Consider the following 15,227-nt stretch of genomic DNA (forward strand, 5'->3'; position numbering starts at 1 on the left):
CCTTTTCCGAAGGGGGAAGTTGCCCGTTACTCCCCCGCATGCTCCCAGCGCTGCGCGCCCTGCCCGTCCTCGGCCAGTACGTCGCCCGGGTTGGCCAGGCGGCAGCGGTCGATCGACAGGCAGCCGCAGCCGATGCAGTCGTCCAGGGTGTCGCGCATCTGGCTCAGTCTCTGGATGCGCTCATCCAGTTCCTCGCGCCAGGTCGCCGACAATCGCTCCCAGTCCTTGCGCGTGGGCGTGCGTCCGTCGGGCAGGGTCGAGAACGCCGCCAGGATCGTCGCCAGCGGCATGCCCACGCGCTGGGCGACCCGGATGATCGCGATCCGGCGCAGCATGTCGCGCCCGTAGCGGCGCTGGTTGCCGGCGGTGCGTTGGCTGTGGATCAAGCCTTTGGCCTCGTAGAAGTGCAGCGTCGACACCGCCACCCCGCTACGCTGCGCCATCTGCCCCACGCTCAGTTCGGTAGTCGCGCCCAACCGCTTGACCTGAAGTTAAGTTGAGGTCCTATCCTGCGCGTCCCCACTCTTTCCGGTCAAGCCATGGACAACCGCAACGCGCGCGAGGACGACCTCGACCGCTCCAGTGCCCGCCTCGATCGCGACGCCGACCTCGGCGGCGACGACCGCGGCGACGACGGCCTGATGCAGGCCGTGCACTTCGATCGCTACGGCAGCCCCGACGTGCTCTACCCCACCGTGCTGCCGCTGCCCGAAGCCGCACGCGGCGAACTGCGCGTGCGCGTGCGCGCGGCCGGCGTGCAGCCGGCCGACATCGCGCGCCGCAACGGCGAATTCGCGCGCCGCGGCATCGATGCCGACGCCGCCTTCCCGCAGCGCCTGGGCTACGAATTCGCCGGCGTGGTCGACCAGATCGGCGACGGCGTGCGCGGCTATTACCACGGCCAGGAAGTGCTGGGCTGGTGCGACGGCGGCGCCTACGCCGAAGTCCTGGCCGTGCCGGCCGCCCAGGTCGTGGCCAAGCCGCCGATGATGTCCTGGGCGGTCGCCGGCGCGCTCTCGGCCTCGGGCCAGACCGCCCAGGTCGCCCTGCGCGCGCTCAACGTCGGCCGCGGCGACACCCTGCTGGTGCACGGCGCGGCCGGCGGCGTGGGCTCGATCGCGGTGCAGCTCGCGCGCCTGGCCGGCGCGCGCGTGATCGGCAGCGCCAGCCGCGAGAACCACGCCTACCTGCGCACCCTCGGCGTCGAACCCGTGCTGTACGGCGAAGGCCTGGTCGCCCGCGTGCACGAGCTGGCGCCGCAAGGTGTGAGCGTGGCCCTGGATGCGGCCGGGCGCGGCGCGATCGCCGCCTCGCTGGCGCTGGGCGCCGCGCGCGAACGCATCGGCACCCTGGTCGACGCCGACGGCGCGCGCGAACACGGCGTGCTGCGCCTGCGCGGCGAATGCGACCGCGACCGCCTGCGCCAGCTGGTCGAGCTGTACGAACACGGCCGCCTGCACGTGCACGTGCGCGAGATCTACCCGCTCGCGCACGCCGCGGTCGCGCACCGCGACGTCGAGACCGGCCACGGCCGCGGCAAGGTGGTGCTGATGGTCTATCAGACCGGCGACAGCGGCTTCGGCCCATGAGCGACGCCGACACCGCGGCCGACGCTCTCGCGCCCTTGCGCGCGCACGACGCCGACGGCGCCGCGAGCGGCCTGTTCGATCGCCGCTACCGCGCGCTCACCGTCGGCGCCATCGCCCTGGTCGCGCTTGCCGCCTTCGAGGCGCTGGCGGTCGCGACCGCGATGCCGACCGTGGCCGAAGCGCTGAACGGTCTGCCGCTGTATGCGCTGGCCTTCGGCGGCGCGCTGGCGGCCAGCGTGGTCGGCATGGTCGCGGCAGGACGCTGGGCGGATACGCGCGGCCCGGCCGCGCCGCTGCGTCAGGGCATCGTCTGGTTCGCGATCGGCCTGTTGCTGGCGGGCCTGGCGCCGTCGATGGCGTGGCTGCTGCTGGGCCGCGTCGTCCAGGGTTTCGGCGGCGGACTGATGTCGGTCGCGCTCTACGTGGTGGTCGGCCGCAAGTATCCGCAAGCGCTGCGCCCGCGCATCTTCGCCGCGTTCGCCGCGGCCTGGGTGGTGCCGGCGGTGATCGGACCGGCGATCAGCGGCGCCATCGTCGAACACTGGGGCTGGCGCTGGGTGTTTCTGTCGGTGCCGTTGATCGCGCTGGCCGCGGCGGCGCTGGTGCTGCCCGCGGTGCGCGATCTGGGCGCGCCCGAACACGCCGACGCCTGCGACGACGCCACGCCCGCGCGCATGCCTTGGGCGATCGGCGCCGCCGCCAGCGCGCTGCTGCTGCATATCGCCGGCCAGCAGCGCGGCGCGCTCGCGGCGGTCCTGCTCGCCTTGGCCGCGCTCGGCCTGGTGGTGTGCGCGCTGCGCCTGCTGCCGACCGGCACCTTGCGCGCCGCGCGCGGCCTGCCGACCGTGATCGCACTGCGCGGCATCGCCTCGTCGGCGTTCTTCGGCACCGAGGTGTTCCTGCCGCTGCTGCTTTCGCACGAGCGTGGCTGGTCGCCGACCGCGGCGGGGCTCGCGCTTACCGTCGGCGCGGTCGGTTGGTCGACGGGTTCCTGGTACCGCGGACGTCCGGTGCAGCGCTACGCCCCGGCGCGGCTGCTGCAGATCGGCATGAGCCTGATCGCGATCGGCATCGCGGCCATCGTCGCGATACTGGTGCCGACGGTGCCCACCGCCGTCGGCGTGTCGGGCTGGGTGCTGGCCGGCCTGGGCATGGGCGTGACCTTCCCCAGCCTGTCGGTGCTGACCCTGGAGCTGTCGCCACCGGCGCAGCAAGGGCTCAACTCCTCGGCACTGCAGCTGTGCGACGCGCTGTTCACCGCCAGCGTGCTGGCGATCGGCGGATCGCTGTTCGCGGCCTTGTTGCCGCACGGCCACGCCGGGGCTTACCTGGCTGGGTTCGCGATTTCGCTGGCGCTGGCCGTGCTCGGCGCGCTGCTGGCGCGGCGCGTGCAGCCGTAGGCGGCTGCGACCACCGCATCGGCTTCGTCGCGTTCGTGCGTGGAGTTGCGATGCGGTGCGCCTTTGGCTTACCGCATCCTACGAGAACGCTGCGCATAAACCGTAGGATGCGGTGATAACCGCATCGGCTTCATTGCGTTCGCTCGTGGCGATGCGATGCGGCGCGCTTACGGCTTACCGCATCCTGCGTAGCGATGGGTTCACGAACTGGCTTCCGCGGTCATCGGCGCGGCGACGGCGCGCGGGCGCGCGATCTGCTCGTACAAGGCGACCACCTGCTCCATCAGCCCGTCGGTGCTCCAGGCGCGCGCGTCCTGCGGCCCCGCGGCCGACAAGGCAGCACGCGTCTCGGGCGAGCGCAACACCTCGGCCACATGGCCCGCGAACGCGGCCTCGTCCTCGGCGCTGACCACCGCGCTGCGCACGTCGCGCAACACCGTGGCGGTGCCCATGACCGCGGTCGAGACGATGGGCACACCCAGCGCCATGGCTTCGATCAACACCAGGCCCTGGGTTTCGGTGGGCGAGGCGAACACGAACACGTCGCCGGCGCGATAGGCGTCCAACAAGGTGGTGCGGCGGTCGAGATTGCCGAAGAAGCGCACGTGGTCCTGCAGCTTCAGTTCGACGCTCAGGCGCTTGAGGCGTTCGGCATCCGGGCCCTCGCCCGCGATCAGGAACAGCAGCTGCGGAAACTCGTCGATCAGCCGCTTCGTCACCCGCAGCAGGAACGCGATGTTCTTCTCGACCGCCAGCCGACTCACCGTTACCAGGGTCGGCCGCTGCGGCGCGATCCCGTGCTCGGCGCGAAAGCGCGCGCCGTCGCCGCGCGCGAACTCGCTCAGGTCGATGCCGGTCGGCAGCACCGTCGACGGCGTGGTGATGCCGTAGCGGTTCAGCACGTCCACCATCTGCGCGGTCGGCACGATCAGATGATCCACGCCATGGCACAGCGAGCGCGATGCGCGCCGCGCGAACGCGCGCAGCAGCGGCGCCGGCAGCCACGGCAGGTAGTGGCCCACGTATTCCTCGAAATAGGTGTGATAGGTCTCCACCGTCGGCCGCCCGCTCCGACGCGCCAGGCGCACGCCCAGGCTGTGGGCGCGGAACGGCGTGTGGATGTGGATCACGTCCCAATCGCGTGCGGCCAGGGTCTCCAGCACCTCGCGCAGCGCGGACGCGCGGATCAGTCTGTCCTCGGGATCGAAGAAGATCACCCGCGACGGCAGCCGCAGGATCTCGAACTCGCCGTGGCCGTCGTGCTGTTCCTGGCCGCTGTCGGGGCCGTAGTCCGGCACCACCAGAGTCACCGCATGCCCCATGCGTGCCAGCGACTGGGCGAAGGTGCGGATCGACGTCGAGACGCCGTTGACCCGTGGGAAGTACACGTCGGACAGCATCAGGATGTTCATGGCCGCCAGACTATGGCGGGGCGATGACGGATTTATGGCGGCCGCCTGAACCAGCTTCGGTGCCCCTGCCTCGCCTCATGCTGCAGCGCAGCTTGCCCCATCGGACGATGGTGAGCCGCGCACCGGCGTGGCCTACTCCGCCGGCATCGGGCGCATCCGGGGGCCCCATGGCCGCCCGCTCCGCGTCATCCGCAGGATCCTCGTCCGTAGGAGTCGACCGCATGTCCGTCCCAGCCCTCGCCGCCGCCGCGCGCACGCGTCGCGCCCGCCGCCTCACCCTCACGCTGGCCGGCCTGTTCGCGCTCGCGATCAGCACCCCGGCCCTGGCCCTGACCGAGGTCACCGGCTTCGGCAGCAACCCCGGCAACCTGCGCATGTTCAAGTTCGTGCCGCCGGGCCTGCCCGCGAACGCGCCGCTGGTGGTCGCCCTGCACGGCTGCGCCCAGAGCGCGGCCAGCTACGACGCCGAAACCGGTTGGGAACTGCTGGCCCAGCGTTGGCAGTTCGCGCTGCTGCTGCCGCAACAGCAGAGCGGCAACAACGCCAGCAGCTGCTTCAACTGGTTCGAGAACGGCGACCTCACCCGCGGCCAGGGCGAAGCGCTGTCGATCAAGCAGATGGTCGACCGCATGCGCAGCGACCACGCCAGCGCGGCCGACCGCGTCTACGTCACCGGCCTGTCGGCGGGCGGCGCGATGGCCTCGGCGATGCTGGCGACCTACCCCGACGTGTTCGCCGGCGGCGCCATCGTCGCCGGCATCCCCTATCGCTGCGCGACCAGCCAGAGCGCGGCCTTCGGCTGCATGAACCCCGGCAGCGACCTCACGCCCGCGCAATGGGGCGACAAGGTGCGCGCGGCCAGCCCCCACGCCGGCCCCTGGCCCATCGTCTCGATCTGGCACGGCGACGCCGACTACACCGTGCGCCCGGCCAACCAGACCGAAAGCCTGCAGCAATGGACCAACGTGCACGGCATCGACCAGACCCCGGACGTGCAGGACACCATCGCCGGTTATCCGCACAAGGTCTATCGCGACGCCGCCGGCCGCGCCCTGGTCGAAACCTACACGATCACCGGCATGGGCCACGGCACCCCGGTCGATCCCGGCAGCGGCGAAAGCCAGTGCGGCACCGCCGGCGCCTACCTCCTCGACGTCAACATCTGCTCCAGCTATTACATCGCGCGCTTCTGGGGCCTGGACAACCTGGACGGGATCGCGCCGCAGGTCGCGCTGACCGCGCCGGCCGACGGCGCCAACGTCAGCGGCAACGTCGCGCTCGCCGCCGATGCCAGCGACAACGTCGCCGTCGACCGGGTCGAGTTCCTGCTGGACGGCAACCTGATCGCCAGCGACGCCAGCACCCCGTACACCGGCGCCTGGAACAGCGCCAGCAGCAGCGACGGCGCGCATAGCCTGCAGGCGCGCGCCTACGACCTGGCCGGCAACGTCGGCAGTTCGGTCGCGGTCGGCGTCATCGTCAGCGGTGGAACCGGCGGCGGCAGCGGCGGCGTGCTGAACTTCGACAACGAAGACGCCAACGACGGCTACGTCAAAGCCGACGCCAACGGCGGCGCGCCCGCGGTGGGCACGCTGGAAGCCAGCTATGGCCTGGCTTCCGGCCGCGGCGCCGACGGCAAGTACAACCGCAGCCTGCTGTCCTTCGACACCGCCGCGATTCCCGACGGCGCCACCGTCGTGTCCGCCACCGTCAGCGTGGTCTATCGCAGCGCCTACGGCGACCCCTGGAGCAATCCGGCCGGCAACACCCTGCTGATCGACGTGCGCAACGGTTGCTACGGCGCCTGCACCATCGAGGCCGCCGACTACGCCGCCGCCGCGAGCGCCACCGCGGTCGCTCAGTTGCCGCCCTTCACCGGCGGCAGCCAGGCCAGCACCGCCTTCGACGCCGCCGGCCTGGCCGCGATCAACCGCGGCGGCCGCACCCAGCTGCGCCTGCGCTACGCCAGCCCGCAGACGGCGACGAACTATCTGTGGATCGATCGCGGGGCGAGCGCGAAGCTGCGGGTGGAGTATGTGATGCCTTGAGCTAACGGCGGGCGCGATGCGGCGATCAGTTCTCCACCACCGACGGATCGCCCACGTTCACCCTGCCGGACCCGCCGACCCCACCGCCGCTACCGCCGCTGCTCCAAGCCGGGTTGTAGCCGCCGCTGCCGCCGGTTTCGGCGCCGCCGCCGCCGCCGTAGCCGCTGCCGGCGCCGCCGTCTGTGCGCGTCATGCGGCCGTCGGTGGTGCCGTAGAGGCCGAAGTTGTCCGTGATGTAGTACTTCGCGCAGTAGTCCGCGTTGCAGATGATGTAGATATCGCCCTTGTTCCAGAACACCTCGCCGAACCATTGGTTGAACAAGGGTTTCATCTGCTCCACATACTCCGCCGTTTCTTCATCCGGCAAGGGATGCGCGATTTGGCAGCCGTTATCGCATATGAAGGGGCCGCGCTCAGCAGCAACCAGCCAGACCCCGGCAATCGCCAGCGGCACGGCGACGCCCATGATCAGACACCATTTCTTAAGGCTTACAGCACGCATCGTAGATATCCCTTCCCTGTTGGGTAGCCGTCGCCAGTTGCGTTGAATTCAATAGATCGGCATAGGCCTGAAGACGCTTCTGGCCGTAGGCGCTGGGTGCGGCCAGGTCCTTCGCGTAGTAGTAGGCATAGGCCCTGATCGGATCGCGCCGGGTAATCACGCCGTAGTGGTAGGCATCGCCGAGACTCATCAGCCCTTCGATGCTCCCGCCCGCAGCGGCCTGCTGCATGTAGTGCATGGCTTTACGCCTGTAAGCGATGACCTTCTCGGGATCGGAAAGCATCTGAGAGGAATTGCCGATCACCGCTTCCGCATTCCGTGCATAGCTGAGCTGGGCCATGGCGATGCCGCTGTCGGCGGCCTGCTCCAGCCAGCGCACATTGTTCCGGTACTGATCGAGGGTGAGGCCGTGGCATTGCGGCGGCGTGCGCGCAATCAGCTGGGCCTCCAGGTCGTCGCCTGCCACCGGCGCAGCCCGCGTGCCGCTGCCGCTGCCGCCGTGATAGAGCGCGTAGCGACAGCCCTCGACCTTGACGAACAGATAGAAGGCGGCGTCGTTGTCGCCCGCTTCCGCGCGCGGCTGCAGTGCCGCCACCACGTCCACCGCGCGTCCGGGCGGCGGATCGTAGCTGCGGGTGAAGGTCGACACGCGCGGCACCGTGTTCGGCCGACGCGCGCGCAACAGCTCGGCGGCTGGTCCGCCGGTGGCGGGCGCTTGGGCGGCGGTCATGTTGGGTGACTCAACGGCCTCTGCAGGGCGCTCCGCGGCGGCCGCATGCGATTCTGGCGCACGCCGGCTCCACCACCCGCCGGCCGCCAGGCCCACCGTCAACAAAGCGATGAGCACGATCGCGATACGCGACCGGCGCTGATTGGACTGCATTCCCTCGCTCCTTTCGTTCCATTCAAGTCGCCGGCGAGCAGGCCGGCATGCTCCCGCCGGCTCGCATTCGATGAAATTGGCCTACGATTTATCAAAAAGTAAAACAGCGCCCTGATATGAAAATCAATCCAAAATTGAAGCGCCGATGGAGCGGCGTGCTTCACGCGCACCGAAGGCATCTCCTTAGCTGATGAGGTGCGCAGAATCTGCGCCAACCCTTTCGCGGCGATCTCACGCGCTATCCGCTGCGCATCGCGGCTGCCGCATCGTCCAACGATGCGACGACCGACTTCTCTGAGCGGCAATCCCTAACCCGCGTTGGCGCGGGTGCGCGAGCTATCGCCGTCAGGTCCGCGCCCGGGTACGACACTGCCCGCGCCTTACGCGCGGGCACACGAGGCCGCAGTGCCGACGGCGCCAATCGCCCGAATACGACACCCATCGCTCAGGTTTCGCAGCAAACCGAAAGCGACGCCCGCACGATGCGGGCGCCGTGCGGGGCTTAGTTCTCCACCACCGAAGGATCGCCCACGTTCACCCTGCCGGAACCGCCGACCCCACCACCGCTACCGCCGCTGCTCCAACCCGGGTTGTAGCCGCCGCTGCCGCCGGTTTCGGCGCCGCCGCCACCGCCGTAGCCGCTGCCGGCGCCGCCGTCTGTGCGCGGGATGCGTCCGTCGTTGGTGCCGAAGATGCCGAAGTCGTCGGTGATGTAGTACTTCGCGCAGTAGTCCGCGTTGCAGATGATGTAGATATCGCCCTTGTTCCAGAACACGTCGCCGAACCATTGGTTGAACAAGGGCTTCATGCGCTCGATGTAGTCCAAGGTGGCGGGGTCGGGTTTGGGATAGCCGATCTGACAGCCGTTGTCGCATTCGAACGGCCCGCGCTCGGCTGCCACCAGCCAAGTGCCGGCAGCCAGTAGCGGAATCGCCAGCGCAGCGACCAGCCACGCCTTGTGTTTACTTGCAGCATGCATCGTAGATTCTCCTTCCTTGTTGAGTGGCCGCAGCCAGTTGTGAGGGATCGAGTGGTTTCGCGTAATTGCCCAGGCGGAACTGCCCGTACTGCGGCAAGGCCAGGCTTTCCGCGTAGGCATAGGCGTAGGCGCGGGCCGGGTCGCGCGGCGCTAGCACGCCGTAGTGGTAGGCATCGCCGAGGCTGTGCAAGGCACCGACGCTGCCGTTGGCAGCCGCCCGATGCAGGTAGCCCATCGCCTTGCGCCGGTAGGCGATGACCTTTTCGGGATTCGCCAGCATCTGCGAGGAGTTCCCGACCACAGCCTCGGCATTTCCGGCGTAGCTGAGCTGCGCCATGATCAATCCGCTGTCGGCGGCCTGCTCCAGCCAACGCAGGTTGTTCCGGTAGTGCTCGGGCGTCAGGCCGTGGCAATCCGGTGACGTACGCGCGATCAATTGCGACTCGATACTGTCGCCGCTGGTCGGTGCCGCACGGCGGTTGTCGCCGCTGTGATAGAGCTGGTAACGGCAGCCCTCGATCTTGAGAAACAGGTAGAACGCTGCGTCGTTGTCGCCGGCCTCGGCACGCGGCTGCAGGGCTGCGATCACGTCCAGCGCGCGCCCGCGCGGCAGGTCGTAACTGCGCTCGGTGCTCAGATCCCGTCTCGCCGCACCGGGACGGCGTGCGCGCGCGATATCGCCAGCGGGATCGCCGCCGCCGAGGTCGGCCGGCGGGTCGACACCTGCGATCGGCACGGGCGAAAGCTCGGCCCATCGCGCGACGGGCGTCGCGTCCTGTCCGCGCCGGCCCCACCACCAGCCCGCCGCCAGACCCACCGCCAGCAGGGTTATGAGCACGATCGCGATACGCGACCCGCGCGGATTGGATTGCATTCCTTCGCTCCTACGCCGTCTTATTCGTCCCCGGCCATCGCCGGCATGCACTCGCCGGTCCGCATCGGAGAAGCGCGCCACTTCGAGTTGCCGAAAGATAAAACACAATCCTAAATTGACAATCAAGACCAATTTAAAGTTGCGATGAAAATCGACGCGCTTTGCACGCATCGAAGGCGCCTCATTCGGTGATGAAGTACGCAGAATTTGCGTGTTTCCACGCGCAGGGACCCCGCACGCTGGCCGTTGCGCAGCGCGACTGCCGTATCGTCTATCGATGCAACGACTGACCTATCTGAGCGGCTATCCCGAACCCGTGCTGGCGCGCGTGCGCGAGTTGCTAGCGCAAGGCCGACTGGGCGCGGTGCTGCGCGAGCGTTACGCGCAAGCGCACGAGGTCCGCAGCGACCGCGCGCTGTACGAATACACCACCGAGCTCAAGGCCCGTTATCTGCGCAAGGCCGAGCCGCTGCACAAGGTGATCTACGACAACCGCCTGCAGGTGATCGGCCAGGCCCTGGGCACGCACACCGCGATCTCGCGCGTGCAGGGCGGCCGACTCAAGGCCAGCCGCGAGATCCGCATCGCCAGCGTGTTCCGCGACGCGCCGGCGGAATTCCTCAAGATGATCGTGGTGCACGAGTTGGCGCACCTGAAGGAAAGCGAGCACAACCGCGCGTTCTACCAGCTGTGCACGCACATGGAGCCGGACTATCACCAGCTCGAGTTCGATCTGCGCCTTTACCTCACCGCGCTGGATCTGGAGGGCGCCGCCGCGGCATCGCAGGGCTGAGCGCGCGCCGGGATCGCCGGCTCAGGGCCGCAGCAGCCACGCCGGCAAGGCCAGCACCGCCAGCAGGGCCACGATCGCGGCCACGATGGCCAGCACCCGCAAGGGTTCGCGGCGCAGGATTCCGGCGAAGGTCTCGGCGCTGCCGTCGCGCTGCGCCGCCGCGTGCTCGGCGCGCGCACGCGCCTGACGCTCGGCCTGGTACTGCGCCATCAGCGCGCGCGCGGCGGCCTCGTCGTCGTCGGAGGCGATCCAGATGCCGCCATAGGAGATGCCCCAGCGGCTGGGCTGGGTCTCGTAGTACTCGATGCGGTGCGCGTCCAGCATCGCGCGCACGTCGGTGGCCTCGTCCTCGGGCACCTGGCGCAGATTCAGCAGCAGTTTCGACATGCGTCGATGATAGCGCGTCGTCTTCAACTGGCGCTTACATCGCCCGCGCTACTTTGAGCCCTCCCGCGATCGCAAGGAGCGCCGCATGCGCCGACGCCAGCCCCCCCTTCCGTCCCCGCAGCGCGGTCGTCGCGCGTGAGCGAGGGCCACGACTACACCTACGGCATTGAGGAGGAGTACTTCCTGGTGCGCCCCGGCGCGCACGGCTTGGCCACGCGGGTGCCGGCCGAACTGCTCAAGCAGGCTCGGCGCGAGCTCGGCGACTCGGTCGCCAACGAGATGCTGCAATCGCAGATCGAGATCTCCAGCCCGATCCTGCGCGACGCCGCGCACGCGCAGCGCTGCCTCACCGACCTGCGCGCCGCGCTGTCGCAGGTGGCCGCGCGTTTCGACCTGGGCCTGGTCGCCGCCGGCACCCATCCCCTGGGCGTATGGCGCGAGCAGGAGCGCAGCCCGCGCTCGCGCTATCGGCGCATGATGGAGGACTTCCAGATCGTCGCCCGCCGCAGCCTGGTCTGCGGCCTGCATGTGCACGTGCAACTGCCGCCGGGCGTGGACCGGGTGCGGGTGATGAACCGGGTCATGCCGTGGTTGCCGCTGTTCCTGGCCCTGTCGACCTCTTCGCCGTTCTGGAACCGCTCGCGCACCGGCCTGCTCAGCTATCGTCAGGCCGTGTACGACGAATGGCCGCGCACCGGCATCCCGGATTTCTTCGCCGACGAGGCCGAGTACGACGCCTTCGCCGCCCTGCTCACCCGGGTCAACGCGATCAACGACGCACGCTCGCTGTGGTGGGGCATCCGGCCCTCGCTGCGCTACCCCACCCTGGAGCTGCGCATCGCCGACTGCTGCACGCGGGTGCGTGACGCGCTGGCGATCGCCGCGCTGTACCGCTGCCTGCTGCGCTATCTGGTGCGCACGCCGCAGGACGACCCGCCGCGCAGCGCCCTGACCCGGCGCGTGATCGACGAGAACCGCTGGCGCGCCAAGCGTTTCGGCACCGAAGCCAAGTTCTTCGACGAGAGCGGCGCCGAGCCCGAACCGCTGCCGCAGGCCCTGGCGCGCCTGCGCGTGCTGTGCGCCGACGACATCCGCGCCCTGGACTGCGCCGATGCGCTGGCGCCGCTGGATGCGATCATCGCCGAAGGCAGCAGCGCGCACGTGCAGCTGGCTCTGTACCGCGAGCAGCGCGAACGCGGTCTGACCCGGGTGGCCTCGCTGGACGCGGTGGTCGACTGGCTGCGCGCGGCCACCGTCGCTAGCGACTGATCGCTCCTTACACGAGGCCGTCCATGTCCACTCGCAAACTGCTGATCGGCCTGTCCCCGCGCCTGATGCGCAACCTGCCCGCGCAATATGGCTTCCGCAACAAGACCCTGCAGTACCTGGAACAGTCGATGGCGCACTGGGTGATGTCGGCCGGCGCGCTGGTGGCGATGATTCCCACCGTCGACCCGCACGGCGACGTCCAGCGCAGCGACCTGTCGGTGCGCGAGTATGCGCATTCCTTCGACGGCCTGATCCTGCAGGGCGGCGCCGACATCGACCCGGTCGCCTACGGCGAGCAGCCCAGCGAGATGCTGCAGAGCACCGACCCGGACCGCGACCGCTTCGAGCTGTCGCTGCTGCGCGCCTTCGTCGCCGCCGGCAAGCCGGTGCTGGGGGTGTGCCGCGGCATGCAGCTGATCAACGTGGCCTACGGCGGCAGTCTGTACCAGGACCTGGTCGCCGGCGGCGCCACCCGCAGCGTGCATTACCTGCCCGATCGCTACGACGAGCATGCCCACCCGTTGCGCGTTCAAGCCGATGGCTGGCTGGCCAGCCTGTATCCGCCGCAGGAAGGCACGCGGGTGAACTCCATCCACCACCAGGGCATCCGCCGGCTCGGCGAAGGCCTGGAGGTCGAGGCCTGGTCCGAGGACGGCATCCCCGAATGCGTGCGTGCGCGCGACGCCGCCTTCGTGGTCGGCGTGCAATGGCATCCGGAATTCCACGACGCGCGTTTTCCCGAGCTGATGCCCGGGCGCCCCTTGCTGGATGCGTTCCTGGCCGCGGCCGAGGCCGGGCGCCGCGACTAGCGCTGAGCCGCGCCGTCGCGGCACGCGAACCCTCAGACCGCGGCGGTCACCACGATCTCGATTTTCCAGTTCGGATTCGCCAGCGCCGCCTGCACGGTTGCGCGCGGCGGCGTGCGGCCGGCCACCACCCACTGGTCCCAGACCGCGTTCATGCCGGCGAAATCGGCGATGTCGGCCAGATAGATCTGCGCGCGCAGGATGCGCGACTTGTCGCTGCCGGCCTGCGCCAGCAGGGCGTCGATCGACGCCAGCACCTGGCGGGTCTGCTCGCCGATCTCGGCATGCTCGTCGTCGGCGATCTGGCCGGCCAGATAGACCGTACCGTTGTGCACCGCCATTTCCGACATCCGCGGACCGACCTCGAAACGCTGGATCATGCTGCACCTCGTTCGCTGGGGAGGCGGTCATTATCGCCCGACGCGGATAGGACCGGCGCCTGCGGCGGCGATGCGTGCGCTGGGCTAGGACGCGGAAGCGCCCGCGGCCCGCAACGCGCTCAGCAAGCTCAACAGGTTGTCCGGCACGTCCGACTGCGCGATTTTCGCCGCGATGCCCGGATCGCTGCTGGCGACCAGACGGACCTCGCGCTCGTCGTAGACGACGTAATGCACAAGCCCGAGGTGCGAGGTTTGCGCGATGAGTTCGGCGAAATCGTCGACGCTGGCGTTGGCGACGGTCACGCCGTCGCCGAGCTCGCTGGTGTGCAGCAGGATTTCCATGGCGTCCCCGGTGGTCGGATGGCCGCAGCGTCGTGCCGCGGCCCAGCATCATGCCCTCGCCCGTTCAATCCGCGGCGTCGGCGTAACGGCGCACGATCTCGTGCAGGAAACGCCGCCCGTCCAGCAGCGAGCGCACCCGGATGCGTTCGTTGAGCCCATGCGCGCGGCTGCCCTCGGCATCGTGGAACAGCCCGGAGATGCCGTAGGTGGGAATGCCGGCGGCATTGAGGAAACGGCCATCGGTGGCGCCGGTGGACATGGTCGGCACGATCGCGACGCCCGGCCAGATCGTATCGGCGACGTCGCGCACCGGGCCCAGGATCCGCGGCGACAGCGGCGGCGCGGCGGTGGTCATGCCCGCCTCGCCGCGCGCGACGACCGCGATGCGCTCGTCGCCGAGCACGCGCACCAGGGTCTGGCGCACGTCCTCGACCGGCACGCCGGGCAGGATGCGGCAGTTGACGTTGGCATGCGCCTGCTGCGGCAGCGCATTGGGCGCGTGGCCGCCCTCGATCTGGGTCGCCACGCAGGTGGTGCGCAGCGAGCTGTTCCAGCCCGGATTGATCGTCCACAGCCGCTCGGCCGCGGCCTCGTCGGCCGGATCGGCGAGCACCGCGCGCATGTCGGTGGCGATCGCCGGCGCGGACAGGCGCGCCTGGGCCTCGAAGTAGCCGCGCGTGGTCGGATTCAGGGCGATCGGAAAACGGTAGGCGCCCAGCCGCTCCAGGCCGATCGCCAGGCGCGTGATCGGGTTGTCGCGGGTCGGCCGCGAGCTGTGGCCGCCGCCGTCCTGGGTGCTCAGCGCGAAGTCCTGATAGACCTTCTCGCCGGCCTGGATCTGCAGCGCCAGCGGCTTGCCGTCGCGCAGCTCGCCGCCCGCGCCTTCGTTGAGCGCGAACTCGGCGGCCAGCGCTTCGGGCTGGGTCTGCATCAGCCATTTGACGCTGTTGAATACGTCAGGGGTTTCCTCGCCGCAGGTCAGGGCGAGCTTGATGTCGCGACGCGGCACATAGCCGGCCTGGCGGTAGCGCACCAGGCTGTCGGTGAAGATCGCGGCCATGGCCTTGTCGTCGCTGGCGCCGCGCGCGTAGAACCAGCCGTCCTCTTCGACCAGGGTGAAGGGATCGCGCTGCCAGTCCTCGCGCCGGGCCTCGACCACGTCGATATGCGCCAGCAGCAACAGCGGCTTGAGCGTACGCTCGCGGCCGCGCAGCACCGCGACCAGGGCGCCGTCCTGCGGGCGGTCGGCCGGCGCGAGGATGCGCGCATCTTCGGCCGGCAATCCCGCCGCCAGCAGGCGTGCCTGCATCGCCTGCGCCGCGCGCGTGCAGCTGCCGACCGAGCGGGTGGTGTTGATCTCGACCAGCTCGCGGTACAAGGCGCGGAACGCGGCCTCGTCGGCCGCCGGCGCGGCCGGGCTGGGGCCGGACCACAAGGACGCGGCGATCGCCGCAACGAGGCTCAAGGCCGATAGCGCACGCGACATGCCGGGGCTCTCCTGTGCAAAGCCCCGACACTGCCGCCCGGCCGCGGCGCTGACAAGTGCCGCGGCCGCGACCGCAG

Annotated in this window: 16 protein-coding genes; 6 read left to right on the forward strand and 10 right to left on the reverse strand. The window is 69.8% G+C overall.

The annotated features are described in order from the left end of the window. Nucleotides 1–26: 26 nt before the first annotated feature. On the reverse strand, nucleotides 27–476 hold the full coding sequence (soxR, locus tag BMZ45_RS07625) for a redox-sensitive transcriptional activator SoxR (RefSeq protein WP_256374549.1): 450 nt from the start codon (nucleotides 474–476) through the stop codon (nucleotides 27–29). A gap of 63 nt (nucleotides 477–539) precedes the next feature. Here soxR and BMZ45_RS07630 point away from each other — a divergent pair, with 63 nt between their 5' ends. Then, entirely contained in the window at nucleotides 540–1,589 is a 1,050-nt protein-coding gene (locus BMZ45_RS07630; protein ID WP_217643171.1) for an NADP-dependent oxidoreductase, read from the forward strand. Beyond that, complete coding sequence (locus tag BMZ45_RS07635; RefSeq protein ID WP_091634634.1) at nucleotides 1,586–2,989, forward strand: MFS transporter; 1,404 nt, start codon at nucleotides 1,586–1,588, stop codon at nucleotides 2,987–2,989. The genes BMZ45_RS07630 and BMZ45_RS07635 overlap by 4 nt, the downstream gene beginning before the upstream one ends. A 200-nt stretch (nucleotides 2,990–3,189) precedes the next feature. Here BMZ45_RS07635 and BMZ45_RS07640 read toward each other — a convergent pair whose 3' ends face one another. Next, nucleotides 3,190–4,401 carry a glycosyltransferase gene (locus BMZ45_RS07640; protein WP_091634637.1) on the reverse strand — a complete coding sequence of 404 codons (1,212 nt, stop codon included), beginning with the start codon at nucleotides 4,399–4,401 and terminating at the stop codon, nucleotides 3,190–3,192. A 221-nt stretch (nucleotides 4,402–4,622) separates the two neighbouring features. Here BMZ45_RS07640 and BMZ45_RS21825 point away from each other — a divergent pair, with 221 nt between their 5' ends. Beyond that, nucleotides 4,623–6,449, forward strand: a complete 1,827-nt coding sequence (locus BMZ45_RS21825) for an extracellular catalytic domain type 1 short-chain-length polyhydroxyalkanoate depolymerase (protein ID WP_091634639.1) — start codon at nucleotides 4,623–4,625, stop codon at nucleotides 6,447–6,449. 25 nt (nucleotides 6,450–6,474) lie between these two features. Here the strand turns inward: BMZ45_RS21825 and BMZ45_RS21580 are convergent, their stop codons facing one another. The 4 genes from BMZ45_RS21580 to BMZ45_RS07665 form a co-directional block, all read right to left on the reverse strand. Continuing rightward, a complete protein-coding gene (locus BMZ45_RS21580; RefSeq protein ID WP_091634642.1) occupies nucleotides 6,475–6,915 on the reverse strand; it encodes a hypothetical protein in 441 nt (146 codons plus the stop codon). Between the two features lie 16 nt (nucleotides 6,916–6,931). Beyond that, nucleotides 6,932–7,834, reverse strand: coding sequence for a sel1 repeat family protein (locus BMZ45_RS07655; RefSeq protein WP_139215431.1), 903 nt, complete (start codon nucleotides 7,832–7,834; stop codon nucleotides 6,932–6,934). Between the two features lie 502 nt (nucleotides 7,835–8,336). Beyond that, nucleotides 8,337–8,813 (reverse strand): hypothetical protein, encoded by a 477-nt coding sequence (locus BMZ45_RS07660; RefSeq protein WP_139215432.1) that lies wholly within the window; start codon nucleotides 8,811–8,813, stop codon nucleotides 8,337–8,339. Continuing rightward, the gene (locus BMZ45_RS07665) at nucleotides 8,797–9,858 is read right to left on the reverse strand and encodes a sel1 repeat family protein (RefSeq protein WP_139215433.1); all 1,062 of its coding nucleotides are present in this window, start codon (nucleotides 9,856–9,858) and stop codon (nucleotides 8,797–8,799) included. Before BMZ45_RS07665 ends, BMZ45_RS07660 begins: the two co-directional genes overlap by 17 nt. A gap of 106 nt (nucleotides 9,859–9,964) precedes the next feature. On the opposite strand from BMZ45_RS07665, the gene BMZ45_RS07670 reads away from it, so the two are divergent. Beyond that, nucleotides 9,965–10,480, forward strand: coding sequence for a M48 metallopeptidase family protein (locus BMZ45_RS07670; RefSeq protein ID WP_091634654.1), 516 nt, complete (start codon nucleotides 9,965–9,967; stop codon nucleotides 10,478–10,480). A 21-nt stretch (nucleotides 10,481–10,501) separates the two neighbouring features. Here BMZ45_RS07670 and BMZ45_RS07675 read toward each other — a convergent pair whose 3' ends face one another. Next, the gene (locus BMZ45_RS07675; RefSeq protein ID WP_091634657.1) at nucleotides 10,502–10,867 is read right to left on the reverse strand and encodes a DUF6164 family protein; all 366 of its coding nucleotides are present in this window, start codon (nucleotides 10,865–10,867) and stop codon (nucleotides 10,502–10,504) included. Nucleotides 10,868–11,002: 135 nt separating this feature from the next. On the opposite strand from BMZ45_RS07675, the gene BMZ45_RS07680 reads away from it, so the two are divergent. Continuing rightward, nucleotides 11,003–12,136 (forward strand): carboxylate-amine ligase, encoded by a 1,134-nt coding sequence (locus BMZ45_RS07680; protein ID WP_091634659.1) that lies wholly within the window; start codon nucleotides 11,003–11,005, stop codon nucleotides 12,134–12,136. 23 nt (nucleotides 12,137–12,159) lie between these two features. Next, nucleotides 12,160–12,945, forward strand: a complete 786-nt coding sequence (locus tag BMZ45_RS07685; protein WP_091634662.1) for a gamma-glutamyl-gamma-aminobutyrate hydrolase family protein — start codon at nucleotides 12,160–12,162, stop codon at nucleotides 12,943–12,945. A gap of 32 nt (nucleotides 12,946–12,977) precedes the next feature. Here BMZ45_RS07685 and BMZ45_RS07690 read toward each other — a convergent pair whose 3' ends face one another. The 3 genes from BMZ45_RS07690 to BMZ45_RS07700 all read right to left on the reverse strand — a co-directional run bounded on the left by BMZ45_RS07690 (nucleotide 12,978) and on the right by BMZ45_RS07700 (nucleotide 15,150). After that, complete coding sequence (locus tag BMZ45_RS07690) at nucleotides 12,978–13,322, reverse strand: RidA family protein (protein ID WP_091634665.1); 345 nt, start codon at nucleotides 13,320–13,322, stop codon at nucleotides 12,978–12,980. A gap of 84 nt (nucleotides 13,323–13,406) precedes the next feature. Then, nucleotides 13,407–13,664 carry a hypothetical protein gene (locus tag BMZ45_RS21585; RefSeq protein ID WP_091634667.1) on the reverse strand — a complete coding sequence of 86 codons (258 nt, stop codon included), beginning with the start codon at nucleotides 13,662–13,664 and terminating at the stop codon, nucleotides 13,407–13,409. A gap of 64 nt (nucleotides 13,665–13,728) precedes the next feature. Then, entirely contained in the window at nucleotides 13,729–15,150 is a 1,422-nt protein-coding gene (locus BMZ45_RS07700; RefSeq protein ID WP_091634670.1) for a M20/M25/M40 family metallo-hydrolase, read from the reverse strand. Nucleotides 15,151–15,227 lie beyond the last annotated feature (77 nt).

Source organism: Lysobacter sp. cf310 (assembly GCF_900114355.1).
Taxonomy (GTDB): Bacteria; Pseudomonadota; Gammaproteobacteria; order Xanthomonadales; family Xanthomonadaceae; genus Lysobacter.